General features: G+C 49.6%; 21 protein-coding genes, 4 tRNA genes and 2 pseudogenes. 20 read left to right on the forward strand and 7 right to left on the reverse strand.

Features of this window, described 5'->3' with window-relative positions:
* Both pssA and BZG79_RS02710 read right to left on the reverse strand, forming a co-directional pair.
* The coding region (gene pssA / locus BZG79_RS02705; RefSeq protein ID WP_077773672.1) for a CDP-diacylglycerol--serine O-phosphatidyltransferase at positions 1 to 1,333 on the reverse strand (1,333 nt) is incomplete at its 3' end.
* Between the two features lie 111 nt (positions 1,334 to 1,444).
* Positions 1,445 to 1,876 carry a GNAT family N-acetyltransferase gene (locus tag BZG79_RS02710; RefSeq protein ID WP_077773673.1) on the reverse strand — a complete coding sequence of 144 codons (432 nt, stop codon included), beginning with the start codon at positions 1,874 to 1,876 and terminating at the stop codon, positions 1,445 to 1,447.
* Between the two features lie 75 nt (positions 1,877 to 1,951).
* Here BZG79_RS02710 and murB point away from each other — a divergent pair, with 75 nt between their 5' ends.
* Together murB and birA are read left to right on the forward strand one after the other, a co-directional pair.
* Positions 1,952 to 2,986: a UDP-N-acetylmuramate dehydrogenase gene (gene murB / locus BZG79_RS02715; RefSeq protein ID WP_077773674.1), complete on the forward strand. Its 1,035-nt coding sequence runs from the start codon at positions 1,952 to 1,954 to the stop codon at positions 2,984 to 2,986.
* Positions 2,983 to 3,948 carry a bifunctional biotin--[acetyl-CoA-carboxylase] ligase/biotin operon repressor BirA gene (gene birA / locus BZG79_RS02720; protein WP_242414115.1) on the forward strand — a complete coding sequence of 322 codons (966 nt, stop codon included), beginning with the start codon at positions 2,983 to 2,985 and terminating at the stop codon, positions 3,946 to 3,948. Before murB ends, birA begins: the two co-directional genes overlap by 4 nt.
* Here the strand turns inward: birA and coaA are convergent.
* A pseudogene (gene coaA / locus BZG79_RS02725) lies at positions 3,847 to 4,638 on the reverse strand (type I pantothenate kinase); the annotation flags it as partial. The gene birA and the pseudogene coaA overlap by 102 nt on opposite strands.
* 209 nt (positions 4,639 to 4,847) lie before the next feature.
* Between coaA and BZG79_RS02730 the strand changes: the two are divergent.
* The 13 genes and pseudogenes from BZG79_RS02730 (at position 4,848) to rpoC (ending at position 18,540) form a co-directional block, all read left to right on the forward strand.
* Positions 4,848 to 4,923: transfer RNA gene (locus tag BZG79_RS02730), tRNA-Thr, on the forward strand.
* A gap of 7 nt (positions 4,924 to 4,930) precedes the next feature.
* A tRNA-Tyr gene (locus tag BZG79_RS02735) sits at positions 4,931 to 5,015 on the forward strand.
* Between the two features lie 37 nt (positions 5,016 to 5,052).
* Positions 5,053 to 5,127: transfer RNA gene (locus BZG79_RS02740), tRNA-Gly, on the forward strand.
* 13 nt (positions 5,128 to 5,140) lie between these two features.
* Positions 5,141 to 5,216 (forward strand) — tRNA-Thr (locus BZG79_RS02745).
* A gap of 104 nt (positions 5,217 to 5,320) precedes the next feature.
* Positions 5,321 to 6,432, forward strand: a pseudogene (tuf, locus tag BZG79_RS02755) (elongation factor Tu).
* A 222-nt stretch (positions 6,433 to 6,654) separates the two neighbouring features.
* The gene (gene secE, locus BZG79_RS02760) at positions 6,655 to 7,026 is read left to right on the forward strand and encodes a preprotein translocase subunit SecE (RefSeq protein WP_025744448.1); all 372 of its coding nucleotides are present in this window, start codon (positions 6,655 to 6,657) and stop codon (positions 7,024 to 7,026) included.
* 11 nt (positions 7,027 to 7,037) lie between these two features.
* Positions 7,038 to 7,583: a transcription termination/antitermination protein NusG gene (gene nusG, locus BZG79_RS02765; RefSeq protein WP_025744447.1), complete on the forward strand. Its 546-nt coding sequence runs from the start codon at positions 7,038 to 7,040 to the stop codon at positions 7,581 to 7,583.
* Between the two features lie 122 nt (positions 7,584 to 7,705).
* The gene (rplK, locus tag BZG79_RS02770; RefSeq protein WP_025674743.1) at positions 7,706 to 8,134 is read left to right on the forward strand and encodes a 50S ribosomal protein L11; all 429 of its coding nucleotides are present in this window, start codon (positions 7,706 to 7,708) and stop codon (positions 8,132 to 8,134) included.
* A 4-nt stretch (positions 8,135 to 8,138) separates the two neighbouring features.
* Complete coding sequence (rplA, locus tag BZG79_RS02775) at positions 8,139 to 8,843, forward strand: 50S ribosomal protein L1 (protein ID WP_025744446.1); 705 nt, start codon at positions 8,139 to 8,141, stop codon at positions 8,841 to 8,843.
* A gap of 227 nt (positions 8,844 to 9,070) precedes the next feature.
* Positions 9,071 to 9,559 (forward strand): 50S ribosomal protein L10, encoded by a 489-nt coding sequence (rplJ, locus tag BZG79_RS02780; RefSeq protein ID WP_025744445.1) that lies wholly within the window; start codon positions 9,071 to 9,073, stop codon positions 9,557 to 9,559.
* 57 nt (positions 9,560 to 9,616) lie between these two features.
* A complete protein-coding gene (gene rplL / locus BZG79_RS02785) occupies positions 9,617 to 9,985 on the forward strand; it encodes a 50S ribosomal protein L7/L12 (RefSeq protein WP_077669672.1) in 369 nt (122 codons plus the stop codon).
* 231 nt (positions 9,986 to 10,216) lie between these two features.
* Complete coding sequence (rpoB, locus tag BZG79_RS02790) at positions 10,217 to 14,242, forward strand: DNA-directed RNA polymerase subunit beta (protein WP_077773678.1); 4,026 nt, start codon at positions 10,217 to 10,219, stop codon at positions 14,240 to 14,242.
* Positions 14,243 to 14,325: 83 nt separating this feature from the next.
* On the forward strand, positions 14,326 to 18,540 hold the full coding sequence (gene rpoC, locus BZG79_RS02795; RefSeq protein WP_077486505.1) for a DNA-directed RNA polymerase subunit beta': 4,215 nt from the start codon (positions 14,326 to 14,328) through the stop codon (positions 18,538 to 18,540).
* Between the two features lie 143 nt (positions 18,541 to 18,683).
* Here rpoC and BZG79_RS02800 read toward each other — a convergent pair whose 3' ends face one another.
* Positions 18,684 to 19,169 (reverse strand): Rsd/AlgQ family anti-sigma factor, encoded by a 486-nt coding sequence (locus tag BZG79_RS02800; RefSeq protein WP_025744442.1) that lies wholly within the window; start codon positions 19,167 to 19,169, stop codon positions 18,684 to 18,686.
* A gap of 144 nt (positions 19,170 to 19,313) precedes the next feature.
* Here BZG79_RS02800 and nudC point away from each other — a divergent pair, with 144 nt between their 5' ends.
* Both nudC and hemE read left to right on the forward strand, forming a co-directional pair.
* Positions 19,314 to 20,084, forward strand: coding sequence for an NAD(+) diphosphatase (nudC, locus tag BZG79_RS02805; protein WP_077773679.1), 771 nt, complete (start codon positions 19,314 to 19,316; stop codon positions 20,082 to 20,084).
* A 253-nt stretch (positions 20,085 to 20,337) separates the two neighbouring features.
* A complete protein-coding gene (gene hemE, locus BZG79_RS02810) occupies positions 20,338 to 21,402 on the forward strand; it encodes a uroporphyrinogen decarboxylase (protein WP_077773680.1) in 1,065 nt (354 codons plus the stop codon).
* Between the two features lie 31 nt (positions 21,403 to 21,433).
* Here the strand turns inward: hemE and BZG79_RS02815 are convergent, their stop codons facing one another.
* Both BZG79_RS02815 and BZG79_RS02820 read right to left on the reverse strand, forming a co-directional pair.
* Positions 21,434 to 22,048, reverse strand: coding sequence for a uracil-DNA glycosylase family protein (locus tag BZG79_RS02815; protein WP_077677621.1), 615 nt, complete (start codon positions 22,046 to 22,048; stop codon positions 21,434 to 21,436).
* Positions 22,049 to 22,954 (reverse strand): D-2-hydroxyacid dehydrogenase, encoded by a 906-nt coding sequence (locus BZG79_RS02820; RefSeq protein ID WP_077773681.1) that lies wholly within the window; start codon positions 22,952 to 22,954, stop codon positions 22,049 to 22,051. It abuts the gene before it with no gap.
* A 91-nt stretch (positions 22,955 to 23,045) separates the two neighbouring features.
* Between BZG79_RS02820 and BZG79_RS02825 the strand changes: the two genes are divergently transcribed.
* On the forward strand, positions 23,046 to 23,636 hold the full coding sequence (locus tag BZG79_RS02825) for a DUF416 family protein (RefSeq protein WP_077773682.1): 591 nt from the start codon (positions 23,046 to 23,048) through the stop codon (positions 23,634 to 23,636).
* 58 nt (positions 23,637 to 23,694) lie between these two features.
* On the opposite strand, the gene BZG79_RS02830 is transcribed toward BZG79_RS02825, so the two are convergent.
* On the reverse strand, positions 23,695 to 24,783 hold the full coding sequence (locus BZG79_RS02830) for a hemolysin family protein (RefSeq protein ID WP_077461885.1): 1,089 nt from the start codon (positions 24,781 to 24,783) through the stop codon (positions 23,695 to 23,697).
* Between the two features lie 223 nt (positions 24,784 to 25,006).
* Between BZG79_RS02830 and hupA the strand changes: the two genes are divergently transcribed.
* Positions 25,007 to 25,279 carry a nucleoid-associated protein HU-alpha gene (gene hupA / locus BZG79_RS02835; protein WP_077773683.1) on the forward strand — a complete coding sequence of 91 codons (273 nt, stop codon included), beginning with the start codon at positions 25,007 to 25,009 and terminating at the stop codon, positions 25,277 to 25,279.
* Between the two features lie 60 nt (positions 25,280 to 25,339).
* Positions 25,340 to 25,677 (forward strand): DUF1481 domain-containing protein (locus BZG79_RS02840; RefSeq protein WP_199877514.1); only part of this gene is annotated, 338 nt, incomplete at its 3' end.

The raw sequence follows: 25,677 nt of genomic DNA on the forward strand, positions 1-25,677 counted from the left end.
GTATATGATCGGCCTTAACCCGCTTTATCCGTTTAAGTAGGCGTTTGACTGGCGCAGGATAATCCTCCATTTTTTCTATCTGCTTATAACTGCCAACCAGCTGTGTATGAGCCAAGATCGTATCTACCTCTTGCTGCTTCTGCGCCTCTAATTGCTGATGCTTATCATGAATCAAGATGGCGTTTTCTAAGTCTAGCTTCCAGGCGCGCGGATTGAGGTTATTGCCCGTTAACAGCATATACTGGCGATCGACCCAAATGCCTTTCAAATGGAAGCTGTTGTCATCGTGTTTCCAGATATGGATATTTAACTGACGTTTTGCAATCGCCGCTTCGTTGCGACGGGCAAAGTTGCGTAAGTTGACTTCATACAAATAAGGCAGAGCTGAAATCGTCTTAAATGGCGCCTCTGGTGGTGAGTAGAAATCGTTCGCGGTTTTATCTCCCACTATAATCCTCACGCTTACCCCTCGGCGAAGTGCGCGACGGATTTCGCGAACGACACTGCGTGGTGGATTAAAATAGGGCGTGCAAATGACTAATTCATCATGGGCACTGGCAATCAAATGACAGATATAGCGATTGAGCTTATTTTTCCGTTTACCTAACCCGACCATCGGGGTAAGTCCAACTTGGTCTTCACTAATCGGCTCATCTTGATATCGATAGCTGGCCTGCTGTAGCTGACCACGAAACTCACGAATGTTTGGCTTTAGTGCTTTGCTGTTGGGGCGGTCGGGCGAGGTGAGACAGTTGACGGCACTGTCGGCGATTAACGTGTTGACAATAAAGTCTGCCATGGTGTCGGCGAGTACTTTATTGGCGAGCACGTGATAACGGTCATAACGGTATCTATCATGTTGCGCTAAATAGACATCGTTTAAGCTGGCGCCGCTGTATATAACGGTGTTATCAAATACGAATCCTTTTAAGTGCAAAACGCCGAAGACTTCGCGGTTTCTAACTGGCACACCCAAGACCTCTATCTTATGTGGGTAGCGCTCTGCATAAGCTCGATATAGTCCTGCATTACCGTCCGACTGTTCAGCACCAATTAACCCTCGCTGTGCGCGATGCCAGTCGACTAATACTTTGATATCGAGGGCAGGGTTAGCTTGCTTTGCTTCGTAAAGCGCATCCAGAATGCTTCGTCCTGCTTCGTCGTCTTGTAAGTATAGAGCTACCAGATAAATACGTGATGTTGCTTTTTTTATTTCGCTAAGGAGCCGTTCTCTAAATGAGACCGCGTCTAATAAGGTTTCGAGATTTTCTGGCTGGTGCGCAATGGTGGGCAAGCGATCAATAAGCTGCCGGTTTGCGTTCGCTGAATCCATTATTACCTCTTTTTGTTCGACGGCCAGAGTCGAGCATTGATACTAAACCCTGAATGATACCAGAAATTGCGTCAAGCTACGGATCACCGCGCAATGGCTTTGTTGCTAATGTCACGCTTTGGGTGAGTATTCCATCGCCACTAAATCTTTGCCACTTTGACAATAACGGTGCAGGCGTGCAGCCAGATCATCGGGTAATACGTGATGATCGACAGGCGTAAAACCATGCTGCGCATACAAGGTAGTCAGTGGACGGAAAGCTAAGCAAAAGCTAGGACGTTGACACAGTGTTTCTTGCACTGCGTCGAGTAAACGATGACTTAAACCTATTCCTCGCAGATCAGGGTGTAGCAACATGCCTGTGAGTAACTGATACTCGAGACGTTGCTGGAAGCGTACCGCGCCACATAGTCCACTCGGGCCATCAATGACCCAAATACGTTCATCTTTCTTGGGTTTTCCGGGAGGATAGTGTGTTTTGTAGAACCGCGCTACCAGTGGGAACCGCAAGGGCTCTAGCGGGTGAATGTGATAATTATCCATAGCCTAATAGATGCGCAATACGAGCAGGACAGGTAGTATACCCATCAATGAGTTTTCTAACAGCGTAATGCAACGATGAAGTGGTTATCTGATGTGTCTTTGACACCCCATCATACGTTTGGTTTGCCCGCGCGCGCCCAAGCGATTGTAGAAGCACATTGTGTGCAAGACTTACAAGAGATTTGGCAAGCGTCTGATTATCACAACTCACCGAAGTTAGTGGTTGGTGAAGGCAGCAACCTGCTTTTTTGCCAAGACTTTGAGGGAGTGGTGGTCCTTAACCGCCTAAAGGGGATCACGATCGATAACCACGCTGACCATTACCTATTACATGTTGGCGCCGGTGAACCTTGGCATGCGTTTGTTGCCTGGAGTATTGATAATGCGATGCCTGGGCTTGAGAACCTGGCATTAATTCCCGGCTGTGTGGGGGCGGCACCGATTCAAAATATTGGTGCCTATGGTGTCGAATTTGCCGAGCGTTGCGCTTACGTCGATATCTATCATCCTGACACGGGCAATCAACGTCGTCTGTCTTGCGATGAATGTCAGTTTGGTTACCGCGATTCGATTTTTAAAACCCCCGCCATGCAGGGATGGGTCATTACTCAGGTTGGCTTTCGCTTGGATAAAGCGTGGAAACCGGTACTCAAGTATGGCGCGTTAGCTGAACTGGATTCTCAACAAGCGACCCCCAAAGGCATTTTTGATGCTGTGTGTGCGATTCGGCGCGCTAAATTACCCGATCCTTCTGTGTGCGGTAACGCTGGAAGTTTCTTTAAAAATCCGGTGCTTGATAGCGAGCAAGCGGCAAAGTTAAAGGTTTCTTACCCTGATGTGCCGCTCTTTTCCGCGCCTTTGGGGCAAAAGAAGGTCGCAGCGGGGTGGCTGATTGATCAATGTGGCTTAAAAGGGAAACGCCAAGGCGGCGCACGCGTTCATCCTGAGCAAGCACTGGTTATTACCAATGCCGAGAATGCGATCAGTGATGATGTGATACGTTTAGCTAAGCATGTCGTCTCGCACGTTTATACGCGTTTTGGTGTGAGGCTTGAGCACGAAGTGCGCTTGATTGATCAGCAGGGTGAAACAACCTTGGAGGCACAATGAAGAGCGCGCATTCGGCACGTCTCGCCTTGATTACACGTTTATCTGATGGTGAGTTTCACTCTGGCGAAATGCTGGGGGAAGCGCTGGGTATGACGCGTGCGGCGATCAGTAAACACATCAAGGTTCTCCAATCTTGGGGGCTTGATATTTATCGAGTACAGGGCAAAGGCTATTGCTTATCACAACCGATTGAGCTGCTCGATGAAGCTTGGTTAAGTGCCCATACCGATATACCTGCTTTGGCTGTGATCCCAGTGATAGACTCAACCAATCAGCATTTAATGGAAAGAGTGGGGCAGCTCAGTCCTGGTAGTGTGTGCCTGGCCGAGTATCAGCAACAAGGCCGTGGTCGTCGAGGGCGTGCATGGCAATCGCCGTTTGGTAGCAATTTATACCTCTCCATGTATTGGCGATTAGATGCAGGGCCTGCGGCGGCAATGGGGCTCAGCCTTGTTGTCGGAGTAGCAATGACAAAAGCGTTACACGATCTGGGTGCGACAGGTGTCAAAGTAAAATGGCCAAACGACCTCTATTATCAAGACAAAAAGTTGGCGGGTATTTTGGTTGAAATGACCGGGCAAACGGGTGATGCGGCACACATAGTGATTGGTATGGGGCTTAACCTCGGTATGGGGACCCATCTTAACGACAATATTGATCAACCTTGGGCGAAGCTTGCACAGGCGTGTTCACCGATGCCGGCACGTAATACGTTAGCAGCGAACTTGATTGACCGTCTCAAGGCATCGCTTATCGCCTACGAACAGCAAGGTATGGCTAGTATTTTGGCTGATTGGCCACAACTGGATAATTTTATCGGTCGCCCCGTTAAGCTATTAATGGGCGACCGCCAGGTAAAAGGCGATGGACAAGCGCGTGTAATGGTGGAAATAAGCTTGTGGATCGAGGAATGCCCCGCGCCGAAACTTCATAAAGCGTTCGATGTACCAGTGTTTGAGTAAGTCAGGCTCGGCGTCTACATAAATAGAAAAGTCGAGAAAATCAGAAATAAACACGTGGTGCGGGTCGTGTGGATAATCCATGCCACTTTGTAGCACATTCAGCCCCTCTAATATTAAAATATCGGGCTTTTCGACTTTTTGCTCATCCGATGTAATGTCGTAGACAAGGTGGGAATAAACAGGCGCAGTGACACAGTCTTTGCCTGATTTGACGTCAGCGACAAATTCAACCAGCTTGCGCATGTCATACGACTGCGGGAAGCCCTTTTTGTGCATGATGCCGCGCGATTCGAGCTCAGCATTTGGATATAAAAAACCATCAGTGGTGACTAACGCCACTTTAGGGTGATCCGGCCACCGGGTTAGAAGCGCTTTTAGGAGCCTTGCCGTCGTGCTTTTCCCAACCGCCACACTGCCTGCAATGCCGATAACGTAAGGCACATGGTTTGACACGGGCTGAGAAAGAAACTCATCAAGTACTTCAGTTCGGCTTTTACGCGCTTTAACATACAGATTGAGTAAGCGCGACAACGGTAGATAGACATCGCGCACTTCATCCATTGATAAATGTTCATTCAAGCCGCGTAAGCGGTCAATGTCATCTTCGGTAAGCGTCATGGGCACTGCATCCCTCAGTTCAGCCCATTGTTGACGGTCGAACGACAAATAAGGCGTTAGCGTTGCGTTCATGATCCATGTGCCTTAAGCCAATAAAGAGAGTGACGATACCGCAAACCAGCGGGAAGGAAAAGCGCTTGCCTATTGTCATCAAGGTGTTGGCTGGTTACTTTCCCAACAATCACACAAAAAAATACCCAAAAGACGCAAAAATCACCCATTTTTTTAAAATTCCCTATTGCACCCCTCAAATCCATGGCATAGAATGCGCAGCACTTGTCGCCGGCTTAGCTCAGTTGGTAGAGCAACTGACTTGTAATCAGTAGGTCGCCAGTTCGAYTCCGGCAGCCGGCACCAAAATTTAGGTGGAATTCCCGAGTGGTCAAAGGGATCAGACTGTAAATCTGACGGCTCAGCCTTCGAAGGTTCGAATCCTTCTTCCACCACCAATTTCAAATTGTTTGAATAGCTCTACGAGTAACGATTGCGGGCATCGTATAATGGCTATTACCTCAGCCTTCCAAGCTGATGATGCGGGTTCGATTCCCGCTGCCCGCTCCACTCTTTTTAGAGTGCTGATATAGCTCAGTCGGTAGAGCGCACCCTTGGTAAGGGTGAGGTCGGCAGTTCAAATCTGCCTATCAGCACCATCCTCTCCAAGGTAACTTCAAGCCGTTTGATGTATACTCAACAAACCTGATTGTTGGTTGTGTGGTCGTAATGCCACCGAAATACCGTGCTTAGAGGGACTGTCATGTCTAAAGAAAAATTTGAACGTACGAAAACGCACGTTAACGTTGGTACTATTGGCCACGTTGACCATGGTAAAACTACGCTGACTGCAGCTATCTGTACTGTACTTGCAAAAGTATACGGCGGTGCTGCGCGTGATTTCGCGTCAATCGATAACGCACCAGAAGAGCGTGATCGTGGTATCACCATCGCAACGTCTCCATGATCACCGGTGCKGCGCAAATGGACGGTGGTATCCTGGTTGTTGCAGCAACTGATGGCCCAATGCCACAGACCCGTGAGCACATCCTACTWGGYCGTCAGGTTGGTATTCCAAACATCMTCGTGTTCATGAACAAATGTGACATGGTTGATGACGAAGAGCTGCTTGAGCTGGTTGAAATGGAAGTYCGTGAGCTACTTTCAGAGTATGACTTCCCAGGTGACGACTGCCCAGTRATTCAAGGTTCTGCACTKGGTGCATTGAACGGTGAAGAGCAGTGGGAGCAGAAGATTGTTGAACTTGCTGAAGCCCTGGATTCTTACATCCCAGAGCCAGAGCGTGCGATCGACAAGCCGTTCATCCTACCAATCGAAGACGTATTCTCAATCCAAGGCCGTGGTACTGTTGTAACYGGTCGTGTTGAGCAAGGCATCATCACCGTGGGTGACGACGTTGAAATCGTAGGYATGAAAGACACCACCAAGACCACTTGTACTGGTGTTGAAATGTTCCGTAAGCTTCTAGACGAAGGCCGTGCGGGTGAGAACGTTGGTGTTCTTCTGCGTGGTACTAAGCGTGACGAAGTTGAGCGTGGTCAAGTACTGGCGAAGCCTGGTTCAATCACTCCGCACACCAAGTTCGAATCAGAAGTATACGTACTAGGTAAAGACGAAGGCGGCCGTCATACGCCGTTCTTCAAAGGTTATCGTCCACAGTTCTACTTCCGTACAACTGACGTGACCGGTACTATCGAACTGCCAGAAGGCGTTGAGATGGTTATGCCTGGTGACAACATTAAGATGGTTGTAACGCTTATCGCCCCAATCGCGATGGACGAAGGCCTACGTTTCGCTATCCGTGAAGGTGGCCGTACTGTAGGCGCTGGTGTTGTTGCCAACATCGTTGAATAATGATTTGACGACACACTAGTAAAAAGGGCATCATTTGATGCCCTTTTTCTGCGTTTGACACTCCTATTGGCGTAATTTTCGCCACTCGTGGTCGGTCAGCGCGGACTTTAGTGATCGTATCACCCTCTAACGAGAGATAAGATCACCACGTGCCTTGCAGAATACTGACCGTATGCTGTTATAGGCACTGCCGTCTATGTAGACTTGTTACAGGTAGAATGTATGAAAGCGAACGCTGAGACCCAATCCGGTTCGATGGACATCCTCAAGTGGGGTGTTGTTTTTGTCCTATTGGCCGCAGCCGTGGTAGGGAATAGCCTGTACAGTGATGTGTCTGTAGTAGTGCGAGCTGCTGCTGTAGTGGTGCTGGTTGCCGCTGCTGGCGGTGTGGCTGCACTCACGATGAAAGGAAAAGCTGCGATCACGTTTGCACGCGAATCGCGTATGGAAGTGCGTAAAGTCATTTGGCCTACGCGCCAAGAGACTTTGCAAACCTCTCTCATCGTTCTGGCTGTTACTGTTGTTATGGCGCTCATCTTGTGGGGCGTTGACGGAATCATGGTCCGTCTAGTCCGCCTAATCACTGGCGTGTGAGGTAAAAGTACATGAGCGAAGCTCCCAAAAAACGTTGGTATGTGGTTCAGGCTTTCTCTGGTTTTGAAAGCCGTGTGGCGCAATCATTGCGCGAACATATCAAGATGCACGAAATGGAAGACTATTTCGGGGAAGTATTGGTGCCAACCGAAGAAGTGGTTGAAATGCGCCAAGGTCAACGTCGTAAAAGCGAACGTAAATTCTTCCCAGGTTATGTGCTCGTCCAAATGGTGATGAACGATGAGTCGTGGCACCTAGTACGTGGTGTGCCACGTGTGATGGGCTTTATCGGCGGCACCTCTGATCGCCCAGCTCCAATTTCTGATAAAGAAGCGGACTCTATCCTCAATCGCCTTGAAAAAGCGAGCGAGTCTCCGGTGCATAAAACCGTATTTGAAGCAGGTGAAGTGGTACGCGTTACTGAAGGCCCATTTGCAGACTTTAACGGCGTGGTTGAACAAGTCGACTACGATAAAAACCGCCTTAAAGTTTCAGTGTCTATCTTCGGCCGTGCAACACCGGTAGAGCTTGAATTTGGCCAGGTAGAAAAAACCTGATCAAAAAAGCACCGCTAACGGTTGGCAAGGGCGCGAAATTTGACTATAATTWCGCGCCCTTTTGTTAAACGGGAAGTCTGTCGCAAGATAGACGTTAGTACCCAAAATTAGGTAATTGAATAATGGCTAAGAAAGTACAAGCTTACATCAAGCTGCAGGTTGCAGCGGGTGCAGCTAACCCATCGCCACCGGTTGGTCCTGCTCTAGGTCAACACGGTGTGAACATCATGGAGTTCTGTAAAGCGTTTAACGCGAAGACTGAATCTATCGAGAAAGGTCTACCAACTCCTGTTGTTATCACTGTATATAGTGACCGTTCTTTCACCTTCGTAACCAAGACCCCACCAGCGGCGATTCTGCTTAAGAAAGCAGCCGGTGTTAAGTCTGGTTCAGGTCGTCCGAACACTGAAAAAGTGGGTACCGTTACTGACGCTCAGATCCAAGAGATCGCAGAAACCAAAGCGGCAGACATGACGGGTGCGGACGTCGAAGCGATGAAACGCTCCATTGCGGGTACTGCCCGTTCAATGGGCCTGAACGTAGAGGGTTAAGACAATGGCTAAAATGACTAAGCGCATGCGCGTAATCCGCGAAAAAGTTGATGTGACCAAAGAGTACGACATCAACGAAGCCGTTGCTCTACTTAAGGAACTGGCGACTGCAAAATTTGTTGAAAGTGTTGATGTTTCTGTCAACCTTGGCATCGATGCACGTAAATCAGACCAAAACGTTCGTGGTGCAACTGTACTGCCGAACGGTACTGGCCGTGATATCCGTGTTGCAGTATTCACCCAAGGTGCGAATGCAGACGCTGCGAAAGAAGCGGGTGCAGATATCGTGGGTATGGAAGATCTTGCTGAGCAAGTGAAGAAAGGCGAAATGAACTTTGACGTTGTCGTCGCTTCACCAGACGCAATGCGCGTTGTTGGCCAGCTAGGTACTATCCTAGGTCCACGCGGCCTGATGCCAAACCCGAAAGTAGGTACTGTAACTCCTAACGTTGCTGAAGCGGTTAAGAACGCGAAAGCAGGTCAGGTTCGTTATCGTAACGATAAGAACGGTATCGTTCATACTACTATCGGTAAAGTAGACTTTGACGCTGACAGCCTAAAAGAGAACCTTGAAGCGCTGTTGGTTGCACTGAAGAAGGCGAAGCCAACTTCAGCAAAAGGTACTTTCATTAAGAAAGTTAGCCTGTCGACCACTATGGGTGCTGGTGTTTCATTAGACCAGAACTCTTTGGACGCAAGCGTTAACTAATTGCGACAAGCGAGCGAGTAGTTTATACTCTCTCGCTTGGCAATTTTATGGCTGAGTTTGCTGCGGCAAACTTCGTCCAAGACCGTAGGTGTTCATAGCGAACTTAATCTCTCCTACGTAGACGGTGCCAGAACATGATAGATTTTCGTCTTTCTTGGATCTGCACCGTAAAAGCTCTCTCTACGCTATGTGGGGAGTGGTGTTAAACAATCCAGGAGCAAATCCAAATGGCTTTAAACCTTCAAGACAAAAAAGCAATTGTTGCTGAAGTCAACGAAGCTGCCAGTGGTGCCCTGTCTGCAGTAGTTGCTGATTCTCGCGGTGTAACCGTGGATGCGATGACTTCTCTACGTAAACAAGCGCGTGAAGCGGGCGTTTTCATGAAAGTTGTTCGTAATACACTGGCTCGCCGTGCAGTTGAAGGCACAGACTACGAGTGTCTGAAAGACACTTTTGTTGGCCCAACTCTGATTGCGTTTTCTAACGAGCACCCAGGTGCTGCTGCGCGTCTTTTTAAAGACTTCGCTAAAGAAAACAACGAGTTTGAGGTTAAATCTGCTGCATTCGAAGGCGTGATCACTGACCCAGAGGTATTGGCGACACTGCCAACGTACGACGAAGCAATTGCACGCCTAATGATGGGCTTGAAAGAAGCTTCTGCCGGCAAGCTGGTTCGTACTATCGCCGCTGTTCGCGACCAAAAAGACGCGGCCTAATTGCCCGCTTAATCTGGTTGCTTAATCCTTTTATTGTTGACTTTAAAGAGAATTGTTATGTCTATCACTAACGAGCAAATCCTAGACGCAATTGCAGACATGTCTGTAATGCAAGTTGTTGAGCTTATCGAAGCTATGGAAGAAAAATTCGGCGTATCAGCTGCAGCAGCAGTTGTTGCTGGTGGTGCTGGCGAAGGCGCAGCGGCTGAAGAGCAAACCGAATTTGACGTTATCCTGAAAGAAGCTGGTGCGAACAAAGTATCAGTAATCAAAGCGGTACGTGGCGCAACTGGTCTAGGCCTGAAAGAAGCGAAAGCGCTTGTTGACGGCGCGCCAGCACCTCTGAAAGAAGGTGTTGAGAAAGAAGAAGCTGAAGCGCTTAAAGCTCAGCTAGAAGAAGCTGGTGCTTCTGTTGAAGTTAAGTAATTTATACTTAATTTCCTAGCCTGAAAGGGCATTGGCTGGTGGCTAGAAAGCCACCGGCCTTTTTGCGCTGTAGGGCAGTAGTGAAATTTCCACCCCGTTTTATCACTGCTGACCATGCAAAAAAGATCAAAGCACGCGCTTTGATTTTCCTACACTAAACGGTGGTTGTTTAGTCACTGTCCTTGTTTTATCGGACAGTTTGGGTCACTTATCAGCGAGCTGAGGAACCCTATGGTTTACTCTTATACCGAGAAAAAGCGTATCCGTAAGGATTTTGGTAAGCGTCCTCAAGTTCTGGACGTGCCATACTTGCTGTCGATCCAGCTTGAATCTTTTAAGAACTTTATCGAGCAGGATCCAGAAGGGCAATACGGTCTTGAAGCTGCCTTTCGCTCTGTTTTTCCAATTCAGAGCTACAACGGCAATTCCGAGCTGCAATACGTTAGCTATCGTCTCGGTGAGCCAGTTTTCGATGTCAAAGAATGCCAAATTCGTGGCGTAACCTATTCGGCCCCACTGCGCGTGAAACTGCGCTTGGTGATGTTTGATAAGGAAGCCCCGGCTGGTACCGTAAAAGACATCAAAGAACAAGAAGTCTATATGGGCGAAATTCCGCTCATGACTGAAAATGGTACCTTTGTCATCAATGGTACTGAGAGGGTTATCGTATCCCAGCTGCACCGTAGTCCGGGCGTCTTTTTCGACAGCGATAAGGGTAAAACCCACTCCTCAGGAAAAGTGCTATATAACGCACGCGTGATCCCATACCGTGGTTCATGGTTGGATTTCGAATTTGATCCTAAGGATATCGTATACGTTCGTATCGATCGTCGTCGTAAGCTGCCGGCTTCTATTATTCTGCGTGCGCTGGAATACACAACTGAAGAGATCTTGGATCTATTCTTCGAAAAAGTCGTTTTCGAAGTGAAGGGCAAATCTCTGGTGATGGAGTTGGTGCCTGATCGTCTACGTGGCGAAACGGCAAATTTCGACATTGAAGCCGACGGTAAAGTTTACGTTGAGCAAGGCCGTCGAATTACCGCGCGTCATATCCGTCAGTTGACGAAAGATAACGTTGATCACATCGAAGTGCCGGTGGAGTATATTGCGGGCAAGATTTCTGCACGTGAATATATCAACCAGGAAACTGGCGAAGTGATTGTCTCGGCTAACCAAGAGTTAAGTCTGGAGACACTGGCGCAGTTGTCGCAAGCAGGTCACAAACGTATCGAAACCCTGTTCACTAATGACCTGGATCACGGCCCGTACATGTCAGATACCCTGCGTATCGACAATACAACGGATCGCTTGACGGCGTTAGTTGAAATTTACCGCATGATGCGTCCTGGTGAGCCACCAACGCGTGAAGCGGCAGAGCAACTGTTCGAAAGTCTGTTCTTCTCAGACGATCGCTACGACCTATCATCTGTGGGTCGTATGAAGTTTAACAGCTCTCTGGGTCGTGATGATCTGACTGGCCCAGGCGTTCTGAGCAAAGAAGACATTATCGAGGTGATGCGTAAACTCATCCATATCCGAAATGGTATTGGTGAAGTTGATGACATTGATCACCTGGGTAACCGCCGTATTCGCTCTGTGGGCGAAATGGCAGAAAACCAGTTCCGTGTAGGTCTAGTACGTGTAGAGCGTGCAGTAAAAGAGCGTTTGAGCTTGGGCGATCTCGACAGTGTGATGCCACAAGACTTAATTAACGCTAAGCCTATCTCTGCGGCAGTTAAAGAGTTCTTTGGCTCTTCACAGCTGTCACAGTTTATGGACCAAAATAACCCGTTGTCAGAAGTGACGCACAAACGTCGTATTTCTGCATTGGGTCCAGGCGGTCTGACGCGTGAGCGTGCAGGTTTCGAAGTGCGTGACGTTCATGCCACCCACTACGGTCGTCTGTGTCCGATTGAAACACCGGAAGGACCGAACATCGGTCTGATTAACTCACTGTCTGCCTTTGCACGTTGTAATGGCTACGGCTTCCTAGAAACACCTTACCGTAAAGTTGTTGACGGTAAAGTGACCGATCAAATTGATTATTTGTCAGCGATCGAAGAAGGTCACTACGTGATTGCGCAGGCGAACGCTGCGTTGAACGAAGATGGCTCCTTCACTGATGAACTGATCACCGCGCGTGAAACCGGTGAGTCAGGCTTGCACCCACGTGATCATGTCCAGTACATGGACGTTGCGACCAACCAGGTCGTATCGGTGGCAGCCTCACTGATCCCGTTCCTTGAGCATGATGATGCTAACCGTGCCTTGATGGGCGCGAACATGCAACGTCAGGCAGTGCCGACACTGCGCGCGCAAAAGCCGCTCGTGGGAACAGGTATCGAGCGTAATGTGGCGGTTGACTCGGGTGTGACAGCGGTAGCGAAACGCGGTGGTACCATTCAGTCGGTCGACGCATCACGTATCGTAGTGAAAGTGAATGAAGATGAGCTGGTATCAGGCGAAGCGGGTATCGACATCTACAGCTTGGTGAAATACACACGTTCAAACCAGAACACCTGTATTAACCAGCGTCCAACTGTGATGCCAGGCCATGAAGTCGCCAAAGGTGACGTMYTGGCTGACGGMCCATCRACYGAYTTGGGYGAGCTAGCACTCGGYCAGAACATGCGYATCGCGTTTATGCCGTGGAACGGTTATAACTTTGAGGATTCCATCCTTATTTCYGAGCGYGTMGCKCAGGAAGAYCGTTTAACCACTATYCACATTCAAGAGCTTTCTTGTGTGGCGCGTGATACCAAGCTGGGCAGTGAAGAAATTACCGCGGATATTCCAAACGTGGGTGAAGCGGCACTGTCTAAGCTGGATGAATCTGGGGTTGTGTATATCGGGGCCGAAGTCAAAGGCGGCGATATCATGGTCGGTAAAGTGACGCCAAAAGGCGAAACACAACTGACGCCAGAGGAGAAGCTACTACGAGCAATCTTTGGCGAAAAAGCCTCTGACGTAAAAGATTCATCATTGCGTGTTCCTAATGGTGTATCTGGTACGGTTATCGATGTGCAAGTCTTTACTCGCGATGGCGTTGAAAAAGACAAACGTGCACTCGAAATCGAAGAAATGCAGCTGAAAGAAGCCAAAAAAGACCTAACCGAGGAGTTCTCTATCCTTGAAGGTGGTCTGATGGCACGTGTTCGCACACTGCTTTCTCAAGCCGGTTACACTGATAGTCAATTAGCCAACATGGATCGTCAGACCATGTTGACGCAGACACTAGACGACGAAGCCCAGCAAACGCAGCTAGAGCAGCTTGCCGAGCAGTACGACGAAATCAAAGCTGACTTTGACAAGAAATTTGACACCAAACGTCGCAAGATCACCCAAGGTGATGACCTTGCGCCAGGCGTGTTGAAGATCGTTAAAGTGTACCTTGCGGTTAAACGTCGCATCCAGCCAGGTGATAAAATGGCTGGTCGTCACGGTAACAAAGGTGTTATCTCGAAGATCAACCCGATCGAAGATATGCCTTACGACGAATCTGGTGAACCCGTCGACTTAGTGCTGAACCCGTTGGGTGTACCTTCGCGTATGAACATCGGTCAGATCCTAGAAACACACTTGGGTCTGGCAGCGAAAGGGATTGGTGACAAGATCAACCGCATGCTCAAAGAGCAGCAAGAACTAGCGAAATTCCGTGAGTTCTTGCAGAAGGTTTACGATCTCGGTGATACCCGTCAGAAAGTGGACATTGGCCAACTGACTGACGAAGAAGTACGCACCTTAATCGGAAACCTGCGTGATGGTCTGCCGACAGCGTCTCCTGTCTTTGACGGTGCGCCTGAACCAATTGTTAAAGAACTACTGAAATTGGGTGATCTGCCTGAGTCTGGTCAGCTTGACCTGTACGATGGCCGCACTGGTGAGAAGTTTGAGCGTCCGGTAACCGTGGGTTACATGTACATGCTGAAACTGAACCACTTGGTTGACGACAAGATGCACGCCCGTTCAACCGGTTCTTACAGCTTGGTGACGCAGCAACCGTTGGGTGGTAAGGCACAGTTCGGTGGTCAGCGCTTCGGTGAGATGGAAGTTTGGGCTCTGGAAGCATACGGTGCTGCCTATACCCTACAAGAAATGCTCACCGTGAAGTCGGATGACGTTAATGGCCGTACTAAGATGTATAAAAACATCGTAGATGGCGACCATCGTATGGAGCCGGGCATGCCGGAATCTTTCAACGTATTGCTGAAAGAAATCCGCTCGTTGGGTATCAACATCGAGCTGGAAGACGAGTAAGCCTCGAGCTACTCTCTCCGGTAAGAATATGAAGGCGCTGCCTGTCAGCGCCTTTATGGGTCAACTCCTCACAGGAGCCGATTGTGAAAGACTTACTTAAGTTTCTGAAAGCACAACATAAGACCGAAGAATTTGACTCGATCAAAATCGGTCTTGCCTCACCGGACATGATTCGTTCATGGTCGTTTGGTGAAGTGAAAAAGCCAGAAACCATCAACTACCGTACCTTTAAGCCTGAACGTGACGGTTTGTTCTGTGCACGTATCTTTGGCCCGGTCAAAGACTATGAGTGTCTTTGTGGTAAGTATAAGCGCCTCAAGCACCGCGGCGTCATTTGTGAAAAATGTGGCGTTGAAGTCACTCAGACCAAAGTGCGCCGTGAGCGCATGGGTCACATTGAGCTTGCTTCTCCTGTTGCCCACATTTGGTTCCTGAAGTCGCTGCCATCGCGCATCGGCTTGTTGATGGACATGCCACTGCGTGACATCGAACGTGTGCTTTACTTTGAGTCGTATATTGTTATTGAACCAGGCATGACCAGCCTAGAGCGCGGTCAGATGATGTCTGAAGAACAATATTTAGACGCACTCGAAGAGTGGGGCGACGAATTTGACGCGCGCATGGGCGCAGAAGCAGTCAAAGCACTGCTAGCGAACATGGATCTGTCGGTTGAGACAGAGCAAATGCGTGAACAGCTCGAAGAGACGAACTCTGAGACCAAGCGTAAGAAGATCACCAAGCGTTTGAAGCTGGTTGAGTCCTTCTTACAATCAGGTAACAACCCTGAGTGGATGATTTTGACCGTGCTGCCTGTGTTGCCGCCCGATCTGCGTCCATTGGTCCCGTTGGATGGTGGTCGTTTTGCGACCTCGGATCTCAACGACCTGTACCGCCGTGTGATTAACCGTAACAACCGCTTGAAGCGTCTACTTGATCTTGCTGCGCCAGATATCATCGTGCGTAACGAAAAGCGTATGCTGCAAGAGTCTGTCGATGCCATGCTGGATAACGGCCGTCGTGGTCGTGCCATTACCGGCTCGAACAAGCGTCCGCTGAAATCACTGGCCGACATGATCAAAGGTAAGCAGGGGCGTTTCCGTCAGAACCTGCTGGGTAAACGTGTTGATTACTCTGGCCGTTCGGTGATTACCGTGGGTCCATACTTGCGTCTGCATCAGTGTGGCCTGCCAAAGAAAATGGCACTAGAGCTGTTTAAACCGTTTATCTACGGCAAGCTTGAGACTCGTGGTCTAGCGACTACTATCAAAGCCGCTAAGAAGATGGTTGAGCGCGAAGAAGCGGTCGTATGGGATATCTTGGATGATGTCATCCGTGAACACCCAGTGATGCTTAACCGTGCACCAACACTTCACCGTTTGGGTATCCAAGCGTTTGAACCTGTGCTTATCGAAGGTAAAGCGATCCAGCTGCACCCGTTGGTGTGTGCGGCGTATAACGCTGACTTCGATGGTGACCAAATGGCTGTTCACGTGCCGCTAACGCTGGAAGCTCAGCTGGAAGCGCGTGCGTTGATGATGTCAACCAACAACATTCTGTCGCCAGCGTCTGGTGACCCTATCATCGTTCCGTCGCAGGACGTGGTATTGGGTCTCTATTATATGACCCGTGAAAAGGTCAACGGCAAAGGCGAAGGCATGTACCTGGCTGGTCCAGGTGAAGCAGAAAAAGTATACCGTACCGGTCATGCTGAACTGCACAGCCGTGTAAAAGTACGTATCAAGCAAATCGACATCGATGAGATGGGTACACGCACGGAAAAAGTGTCCTTGGTGGATACCACCGTGGGCCGCGCCATGCTGTGGACCATTGTTCCTGACGGCTTGCCGTATGACTTGGTGAACCAGCCATTAGGTAAAAAGCAAATTTCTAACTTGCTAAACACCTGCTACCGCAAGCTGGGTCTGAAAGATACCGTTATCTTCGCTGACCAAATTATGTACACAGGTTTTGCGTATTCAGCGCTGTCGGGCACGTCTGTCGGTATCGACGACATGGTGATCCCACAAGCGAAGTACGACTTGATCGAAGCTGCTGAAGCTGAAGTCGCGGAAATTCAAGAGCAGTTCCAGTCAGGCCTAGTGACGGCCGGCGAGCGCTATAACAAAGTGATCGATATCTGGGCGGCCGCGAACGAACAAGTTGCCAAAGCGATGATGGATAACCTGTCTACCGAGACAGTGATTAACCGTGATGGCGAAGAAGAAACGCAAACATCGTTTAACAGCGTCTACATGATGGCTGACTCAGGTGCACGTGGTTCTGCCGCGCAGATCCGTCAGCTAGCGGGTATGCGTGGTCTGATGGCGAAGCCGGATGGCTCCATCATCGAAACGCCAATCACGGCGAACTTCCGTGAAGGTCTGAACGTACTTCAGTACTTTATTTCAACGCACGGTGCCCGTAAGGGTCTGGCGGATACGGCACTGAAGACCGCGAACTCAGGTTATCTGACGCGTCGCCTGGTCGATGTCGCGCAAGACGTGGTTGTGACCGAAACCGATTGTGGCACCCAAGGCGGTATCCACATGATGGCGGTTATCGAAGGTGGTGACGTTAAAGAAGCCCTGCGTGAGCGTGTTCTAGGCCGTGTTGTGGCAGAAGATGTGCTCAAGCCTGGCTCGGAAGAAGTCCTGGCACCACGCAACACGCTGTTGGACGAAAAATGGTGTGACATTCTTGAGCATCATTCCGTCGATAAAGTGAAAGTGCGTTCTGTTGTAACCTGTGAAACCGACTTTGGTTGTTGTGCCAACTGTTATGGTCGTGACCTGGCACGTGGTCACCTGGTTAATCACGGTGAGTCTGTCGGTGTTATCGCAGCACAGTCTATCGGTGAGCCTGGTACACAGCTGACCATGCGTACGTTCCACATCGGTGGTGCAGCATCGCGTGCAGCGGCAGAAAACAACATCCAGGTGAAGAACAAAGGTTCTATGCACCTGCACAATGCTAAATCTGTTACCAACAGCGACGGTAAGCTCGTGATTACCTCGCGTGCGACAGAAATGACCATTGTTGATGAGTTTGGCCGTACCAAAGAAAGCTACAAAGTGCCTTATGGTGCAATCCTTGGCAAGCAAGACGGCGAAGCCGTGGCAGCCGGTGACGTAGTCGCTAACTGGGACCCACACACCATGCCAATCATCACTGAGGTAGAAGGTAGCCTTCGCTTCGTGGATATGATTGATGGCGCGACCATGCAACGTCAAACTGACGAGCTAACGGGTCTGTCTTCTATCGTGGTCATGGATGCCTCAGAGCGTCCAACATCCGGTAAAGACAAGCGTCCTGCGGTGAAGCTGGTGGATGCGCAAGGTAATGATGTGATGGTGCCGGGTACTGATATGCCGGTTCAATACTTCTTGCCAGGTAAAGCCATCGTGCAACTAGATGACGGTGCGAGTGTTGGCATTGGTGACACCCTAGCGCGTATCCCGCAAGAAAGCGGCGGTACCAAGGATATCACCGGTGGTCTGCCTCGCGTTGCTGACCTGTTTGAAGCGCGTAAGCCGAAAGAGCCAGCGATTCTGGCAGAGATCACCGGTACGGTGTCCTTTGGTAAAGAAACCAAAGGCAAGCGTCGTCTGGTTATCACACCAGAAGAAGGTAAAGCGTACGAAGAGATGATTCCAAAGTGGCGTCAGCTCAACGTCTTCGAAGGTGAAAAAGTCGAGAAAGGTGATGTGATCGCAGATGGTCCAGAATCACCACACGACATCCTACGTCTGCGTGGTATCCATGCGGTGGCGGAATACATCACCAACGAAGTACAAGACGTTTACCGTCTGCAAGGCGTTAAGATCAACGATAAGCACATTGAGACGATTGTTCGTCAGATGCTGCGTAAGGTGACGATCAAGTCTGCAGGTGATACTGAGTTCTTGGAAGGCGAGCAGGTTGAATACTCTCGTGTCATGATTGCTAACCGTGATCTTGAAATCGAAGGTAAGCAGCCAGCTACATTTGGCCGTGATCTCTTGGGTATTACCAAAGCATCGTTGGCGACTGAGTCCTTTATCTCAGCGGCTTCGTTCCAAGAAACCACGCGTGTGCTGACAGAAGCCGCGGTGGCAGGTAAGCGTGATGACTTGCGCGGTCTGAAAGAAAACGTGATCGTGGGTCGTCTGATCCCAGCCGGTACTGGCTTCGCGTATCACAAAGACCGTCAAGCTAAGCGTGCAGAGCCAGAGCAGCCAGTCGCTCCCCAGGTCGATGCAGAGCAAGCATCACAAGACCTAGCGGCGTTGCTTAATGCGGGCTTGAACGACGATAGCTAAGCGAGTGAAATAATTAGCGCGATAAGCTAAGTCGAATAAAAAGGCATCTCTTCGGAGATGCCTTTTGTTTTTGTGTTCATTCAGCGCACAAAAAACGCCGCATCTCAAGAGGCGGCGTTTCTATTGATATTAGGTGATGCGTTTTAGGCGCCCGGCGGGTGAGCCAGACTGTCAGCAATCAATCGAATTAAAGTATCTTCCAACTCAAAACGTTGCTCAAGCCACTCACCAATCGCAGACATATCTTGGTCAAAATCGGTGGCGTCATAATCTTCGTCGTCCAAGTCTACCGCACTGAATTTATCATTAAAGTCTAACAGAGGGTCTGTCGTATCAACGATGCGATAATAAAGGTTATCGGTCTCTTTCGTCGCCGCGAACCCTGTTGACTGCCAACGCTCCATGACCATGTTGTAGATCTTGAAGTGGCCGGTCGAGATATAGTCGACAAGATGATCACAGAAATTATCGAGTTCTGCTTTTGTTGGCAGCGATTGTTTTTTTTTGGCGGCCACGCCAGCCACATTGTAATACTCCACCAATAATTGGCGGCGTAACTCAAGCCAGTAATCAATAACCTCGTCGTAACCGCTCCATTGGGCTTTGGTACGTTCAAGTTTTCTCAGCATGATCGGTGTCCTCGTGATCGATCAGCGAATGAATGGCACTATATAAGGCCGGCTGAAAATTAACGGGCTGCTCAATCCTTTGCATCACGTTATGAAACTAGATTGCCAGTATTCAAGTGTAGCTGCAAGGCTAAGGAAGTGACCATGTCTCAGAATCAAAAAGCCGTCTATGTATGTGTAGTTAGCAAGAGCAAACTTTGGCTGCCAGGTGGTCAATTGCCATGTATGCCCTTGTCGCAGCTGCCGTTTGCTGGTGGTGATACAGTGACTGTCGGTAACTATCAGCAGACACCGGTGGTGGGGATATTTAATTGTAACGTCATGCTTCCCGATGACGAGATGGCAGACTTTCGGGACTTACTCCCCTATCTGTCAGCGGACTTATTTGCGTTAGTCGGGCGGGTCATCCAGCTCGATCATATGCGCCATCAGCAAGCATTTTGTGGTTGCTGTGGTCAGCGTACGGAATTTAACGCGCAGGCGGTAGCGATGTGGTGCTCAAGCTGCCAGCGTCATGATTATCCACGCGTATCGCCGTGTGTGATTGTTGCCGTGCGCGATGGTAAACGTTTGTTGCTTGCTCAGCACCCTCGTCATAAAACGGGCATGTATACCGTGATTGCGGGGTTTGTTGAGCCTGGCGAAACGCTCGAGCAATGTGTGGCGCGTGAGGTGAAAGAAGAAACGGGCCTATCGATAACCAATATTCGTTACATGGAAAGTCAGCCTTGGGCGTTTCCTTCTAATGTGATGATGGGGTTTCTCGCCGATTATGCCGGAGGGGATCTAAACCCCGACTATGAGGAGCTCACCGATGCACAATGGTTTGATATGGACCAGTTACCGTTAGTCGCACCAACAGGAACGATTGCTCGACGCTTGATTGAGGCCAGCTGCACCTTGACGCAGGCATAAAAAAACCCGGCCGTAGGGGAGCCGGGGTAAGATGCGAACATGTTGTCTTTTGTAGACCTATGTCTTTTGTAGATCTATTATCTTTTGTAGATCTATTGTCGTTATAGAATGGTTTTACCATGCGGTTAAATCACCAGCAATCGTTCGTGGTCCTTGGGTGGCCGTTTTATGATCCTGTTAACAAAGCTTCGCTTTTGTTGCCATTTTACAGTGATACAATGGCGGCCACTTTTCGCACACAGGTTTAAACACAATGACCGAATTGAAAAACGATCGTTATTTACGCGCCCTTTATAAGCAACCGGTAGATTGCACGCCCGTGTGGATGATGCGCCAAGCGGGTCGCTACCTTCCTGAATATCGAGAATTACGTGCGCAGGCGGGTGACTTTTTGTCGTTGTGTAAAAATGCTGAATTGGCCTGTGAAGTGACCATGCAGCCGTTGCGTCGCTTTGATTTGGATGCCGCTATCTTATTTTCAGATATTCTCACTATTCCTGATGCAATGGGATTAGGGCTATACTTTGAAACGGGAGAAGGCCCCAAGTTTTCTCGTCCCATCACCTGTAAAGCGGATGTCGATAAAATCGGTATGCCTGACCCTGAGGGGGAATTGCAATACGTGATGAATGCGGTGCGTACTATCCGCAAAGAACTGGCGGGTGAAGTTCCCTTGATTGGCTTCTCTGGCAGTCCATGGACACTGGCAACTTACATGGTAGAAGGTGGCACCTCTAAAGCCTTTACCAAGATCAAAAAGATGATGTATGCCGAGCCGCAGACGTTACACGCCTTACTCGACAAGCTCGCCGACAGTGTGATTAGTTATCTAAACGCGCAGATTAAGGCGGGTGCGCAATCTGTCATGGTCTTTGATACCTGGGGTGGCGTGCTAACGCCGCGCGATTATAATGACTTCTCTTTGCAGTATATGCAGAAAATTGTCGACGGTCTGATCCGAGACCATGACGGGCGCCGCGTGCCAGTGACCTTGTTTACTAAAAATGCGGGTATGTGGTTGGAACGCATTGCCGCGACCGGGTGTGATGGTGTTGGGCTTGATTGGACCATTAACATGGCTGATGCCAAAGCACGGATTGGCGACAATGTTGCTCTACAAGGTAATATGGATCCGTCGATGTTATATGCCAGCCCTGAGCGCATTCGCCAAGAAGTCTCGACGATTTTGGAAGGTTTCGGTGAAGGGACTGGCCATGTGTTTAACCTCGGCCATGGCATTCACTTGGATGTCCCACCTGAGAATGCAGGCGTCTTTATTGATGCGGTACATGAATTATCTAAGCCTTATCATCGCTAACGATCACGCTCGCCAATCGGCGAGCGTTTTTTTATTTTAGGCGACCCTTACAACGGGGAGCGTCTCGTAAAGCCTGCTGAACTCGGTGTCGCATTGCGGGCACTACCTGCTCTTCAAACCACGGATTGCGGCGTAGCCAACGTGTGTTTCTGGGAGAAGGATGAGGCAGCGAAAAGGCATGAGGCGCCCACTGTTGCCATTGCTTGACGGTCTCGGTCAGTGTCTTAGGCTTGTTGGCTAAGTAGTACTGCTGAGCATATTGACCAATCAGCAAGGTCACCGCAACGTTAGGGAGATGTGCTTTGATTGCCTGATGCCACACGGGGGCGCAGATACGCGCCGGCGGCAGATCGCCCGATTTACTTTTGCCGGGATAACAAAAGCCCATGGGCATGATGGCAAATAAATCTGGCTGGTAAAACTGCTCACGTGTGACCCCCAGCCATTCACGCAGGCGATCGCCACTAGGGTCGTTAAACGGCAGACCACTTTCATGCACCCGTCGCCCTGGCGCTTGACCGATAATCAGCACTCTAGAATCTGTACTCGCTTGGATAATTGGGTGGGGGCCGTTCGCCAGCCAGTGTTGGCATAAGTGGCACTCACGAGCGGTTACTAAGGCGGTCTCTAAATCGGAGAAAACCATTTAATACCCTTTGTTAAAATTGACCTGATGAGCCAGCGGCTTACCGGCATGCCAACGGCGATAATTGTCTGCAAAAAGGTCAAAAACTTGTTCGGGAAAACTAACGGCAGCAATATGTGGGGTAATGTGAACACGAGGATGCACCCAAAAAGGATGCGCTTGAGGTAACGGTTCTTGTTGCATCACGTCCAATACGGCCAAGCGCAGTTTTTTCTCGTCCAGGGCCTTAATGAGCGCAGATTCATCGACCGTTGCGCCGCGACCGACATTAATAAACAAGAGGTCTTGTGCGTATTGCCAAAAATCAGCATTCACGCATCGGGCCGTCTCCGTTGTTGCGGGCAGTGTACTGACTAACACATCGACCTCGCCTAGCCGCTGACGCAGCGCAGTCAGCGTCATGGTGTGCTCAAACCCCTCGACAGCACGCCCATCTTGGTTGGTGCCCAGCACGTGCATCCCAAACGCATGAGCCACGGTGGCAATATGCTGACCAATGGCGCCCGTCCCCAGAATAGCCAGTGTTTTTCCACGTAACGACGTGTAGTCGTGCGCTTGCCAAAGACGTTGCGCTTGCTGGTCTGAATATTGAGTAATATGTCGTGTTTCGTTGAGCAAATAGCCGAAGACGTATTCGGCCATTAAGTCACCAAAAATGCCTCTCACATTGGTTAATTGATAGTGTCGATAAGGTGCGTAGATCAGGGCGTCGATACCGGCGAATGTTGATTGTAACCAGCGGAGCTGATCGCCATAGCATAATTGAGGCGCCGCCAGTGGCGGATCGGCGAGCCAGATAGTGGCTTGATCGGGGCGATCCACGACGGTGAGTTCAGGTAGTGTGGCGTTATGCAGTAACCGATGATAGGTCTCGGCATGCTCGCTGATAACGTAAACTTTATCCACAAAGGCTCCTTTTTATGCTGGGGAGAATCGAGTACACTGCCCTCATTGACCGAGGACGTTTGTCCTTCCCGCTATTAAAGATCAATTAGCTATGTTACGAAACCCTTTACAACTGCGTTTGGAAAAATGTGAGAATTGGCAACATATTAGTTTTATGGCTGCGCTGGTGGAGCGTATGGTGCCAAACTACGCGCTTTTCTGTGCGCAAACAGAATTTGCCGACCCGCAAGCGTTTCGCAATATTCTCGATGCGGTGTGGGAATCGCAAACGGTCAAAACGGCTAAAATTGACTTTGAGCGCCAATTAGAAAAGCTCGAGCCATTGATCCCTGTGGCTGATGACGATGCCATCTATCTGACGTATCCGGCGATTGATGCCTGTATTGCCTTGTCTCAGCTTCTTCACGCTTTGTTAGATCGTGATGAAATCTTGCCCATTACATTAAAAGTTTCTCAGCAGTCGGTCCTTAGTGTTGCCCAGCTTGAAGAAGCACAAACCGGTGAAACGGTAACCGATGACAATCAAAAGGCGTTTGAGGCGGTTTGTGAGGAATGGGATGCCCAGTGGGCAATCTTCCGTGTGCTGAAAWGTGCCGAAAGTCGTGATGTGGAGATGCTCAAAGGCATCCGGCAAGAGCTTCGAGAAGCTGGCGTGAGTAATCTAGGGTTGCGTGCTGAGTAAGCATGATTTGTCAAAACGTTAGTAAGAACAGAAAGGCGGCCTAGGCCGCCTTTTCGAGTTATGACTCATCGGTATGTCGTTGTACCGGTGGCTCGTCATCGTCTTGGCTTTCAATCATATTATGCTGCTTCTTCCAGGCGTCCCAGCGCTGATAAGCCAGTTGCTGCATGTCCGTCACGGTGTCCGCCTCATCAATGATTTCTCTTCCGGTGAGATACTCAAAAATGTCTTCGAGCGTGATAATCCCTTGTACCGTGCCGTATTCGTCGACAATCATCGCCAATTGAGCGCGGCGAATCATTAAAATATCAAATGCTTGTAAGACCGTATTACCGGGTAAGATCACCGCGAGTGGACGCATCAAGTTGCCTAACCGTGTTTGTCCTGCCCCTTCGGTTTTGACTTCATAGATATTGGATTTGTGGACAAACCCCAAAATATCGTCGCGCTGCTCACCGTAGACAAGAGGACGTGAGAAGGGGCAATCGCCATGTTCCTCGAGAAAGGTGTTAACATCCATATCGGCGGGAACACGAAATAATACGGGACGTGGCGTCATAAGCTGAGTGGCAGGAAGATCGCGTAATTTAAGCATGTTATTGAGCATTTGCGTTTCATCTTCGCCCATTTCGCCACTTTCAGATGCTAGCATTGCCATCGCTGAAATTTCGTCACGCAGTTTGACATGCGTGGTATCCGCGCTCAGCCGCTTGGTGATTTGTTCGGACAGCCAAACAAACGGCGTTAATGCCCAGACCATCCACTTTAGAATGACGGCGGCACTGGGTGCCAGTTGAGGCCAGAAATTGGCGCCAATGGTTTTAGGAATGATTTCTGATAAAAGAAGAATCGCCAGTGTAAGAACGGCGGAGAATACCCCGACCCAAGCATCGCCAAATACGTGGGCAGCTTGCGCGCCTGCACCGGCGGCTCCAACAGTATGCGCAATGGTATTCAGTGTCAGAATGGATGCGAGTGGCCGATCAATATCTTTTTTAAGCGCGTTGAGCCGCTCTGCGGCTGGGTGACCTTGGTTTCTTAGATTGGCAATATAGCTCGGTGTGATGCTCAGCAAAATAGCTTCCAGTACTGAGCAGATGAAAGACACACCAATTGAAAGCGAGATAAAAAGGATCAGAATGAGCATAAATTTCCGAAGTTAAAAGTCAGTCAACACTCTAAAGATCAGGCCATTGGCGGGCGTTTACAACCTTTCAACTGAGAAAAAACGCAACAAATTGTGAGTTCGCGCTCAGTTTGTGGTTAAAGAGCCTCCATACAGCCACACAGAGCGCCACAAACCTTTGCCAGCCGGGCTTCTTTTGAATTAGAGTGACTTCGTCTCTAAAAAACCTAGAAGGGAAGACATAATGAACAAGACCCAACTGATCGACCTGATCGCAGAAAAAGCAGAACTTTCAAAAGCACAAGCGAAAACCGCTTTGGAAGCGACTTTAGGCGGTATTGAAAGCGCTTTGAAAGAAGGCGAGCAGGTACAACTGATTGGCTTCGGTACGTTTAAATTGAACCACCGTGCAGCACGCACAGGTCGCAACCCACAAACGGGTCAAGAAATTCAAATTGCGGCAGCAAACGTACCTGCGTTTGTCGCGGGTAAAGCGTTAAAAGACGCGGTTAAATAAGCGTTACTGCTCATGTCGCCATAGCCTTCTCGCTATGGCGTTTTTGTATGTGGACTCGTGATGCGTTCTAAATTTTGGATAGTCGCGTTGATGGCCATCCTGGTTGGGTGCTCAAGTGGGCAGCCTTCCAAGCCGGTTACGCATATGACCGCCGCTTCCGCCGGCGATTATCGCGCTGTTTACTGGTTGGATAGTCAGCAAGGGCAGGTAATTGGTTTAGCCGAGCAGGTGTGGCAGGGCGATTATGGTCGTTATCGTAGCGAGTATGTCTGGCGAGACGGCAGCTTGCGTGCAATCAAACGAGAGGGCACACAGCTGGCGGGCGCCGCATTAGCTCCCTTCTCTATCTATGTTCGATTTGATGCCAGTGGTGAGCCTGTCTTTCAGCGCTATCAGCA

Source organism: Salinivibrio sp. MA427, assembly GCF_001996115.1.
In the GTDB taxonomy this organism is placed as follows: domain Bacteria; phylum Pseudomonadota; class Gammaproteobacteria; order Enterobacterales; family Vibrionaceae; genus Salinivibrio; species Salinivibrio costicola.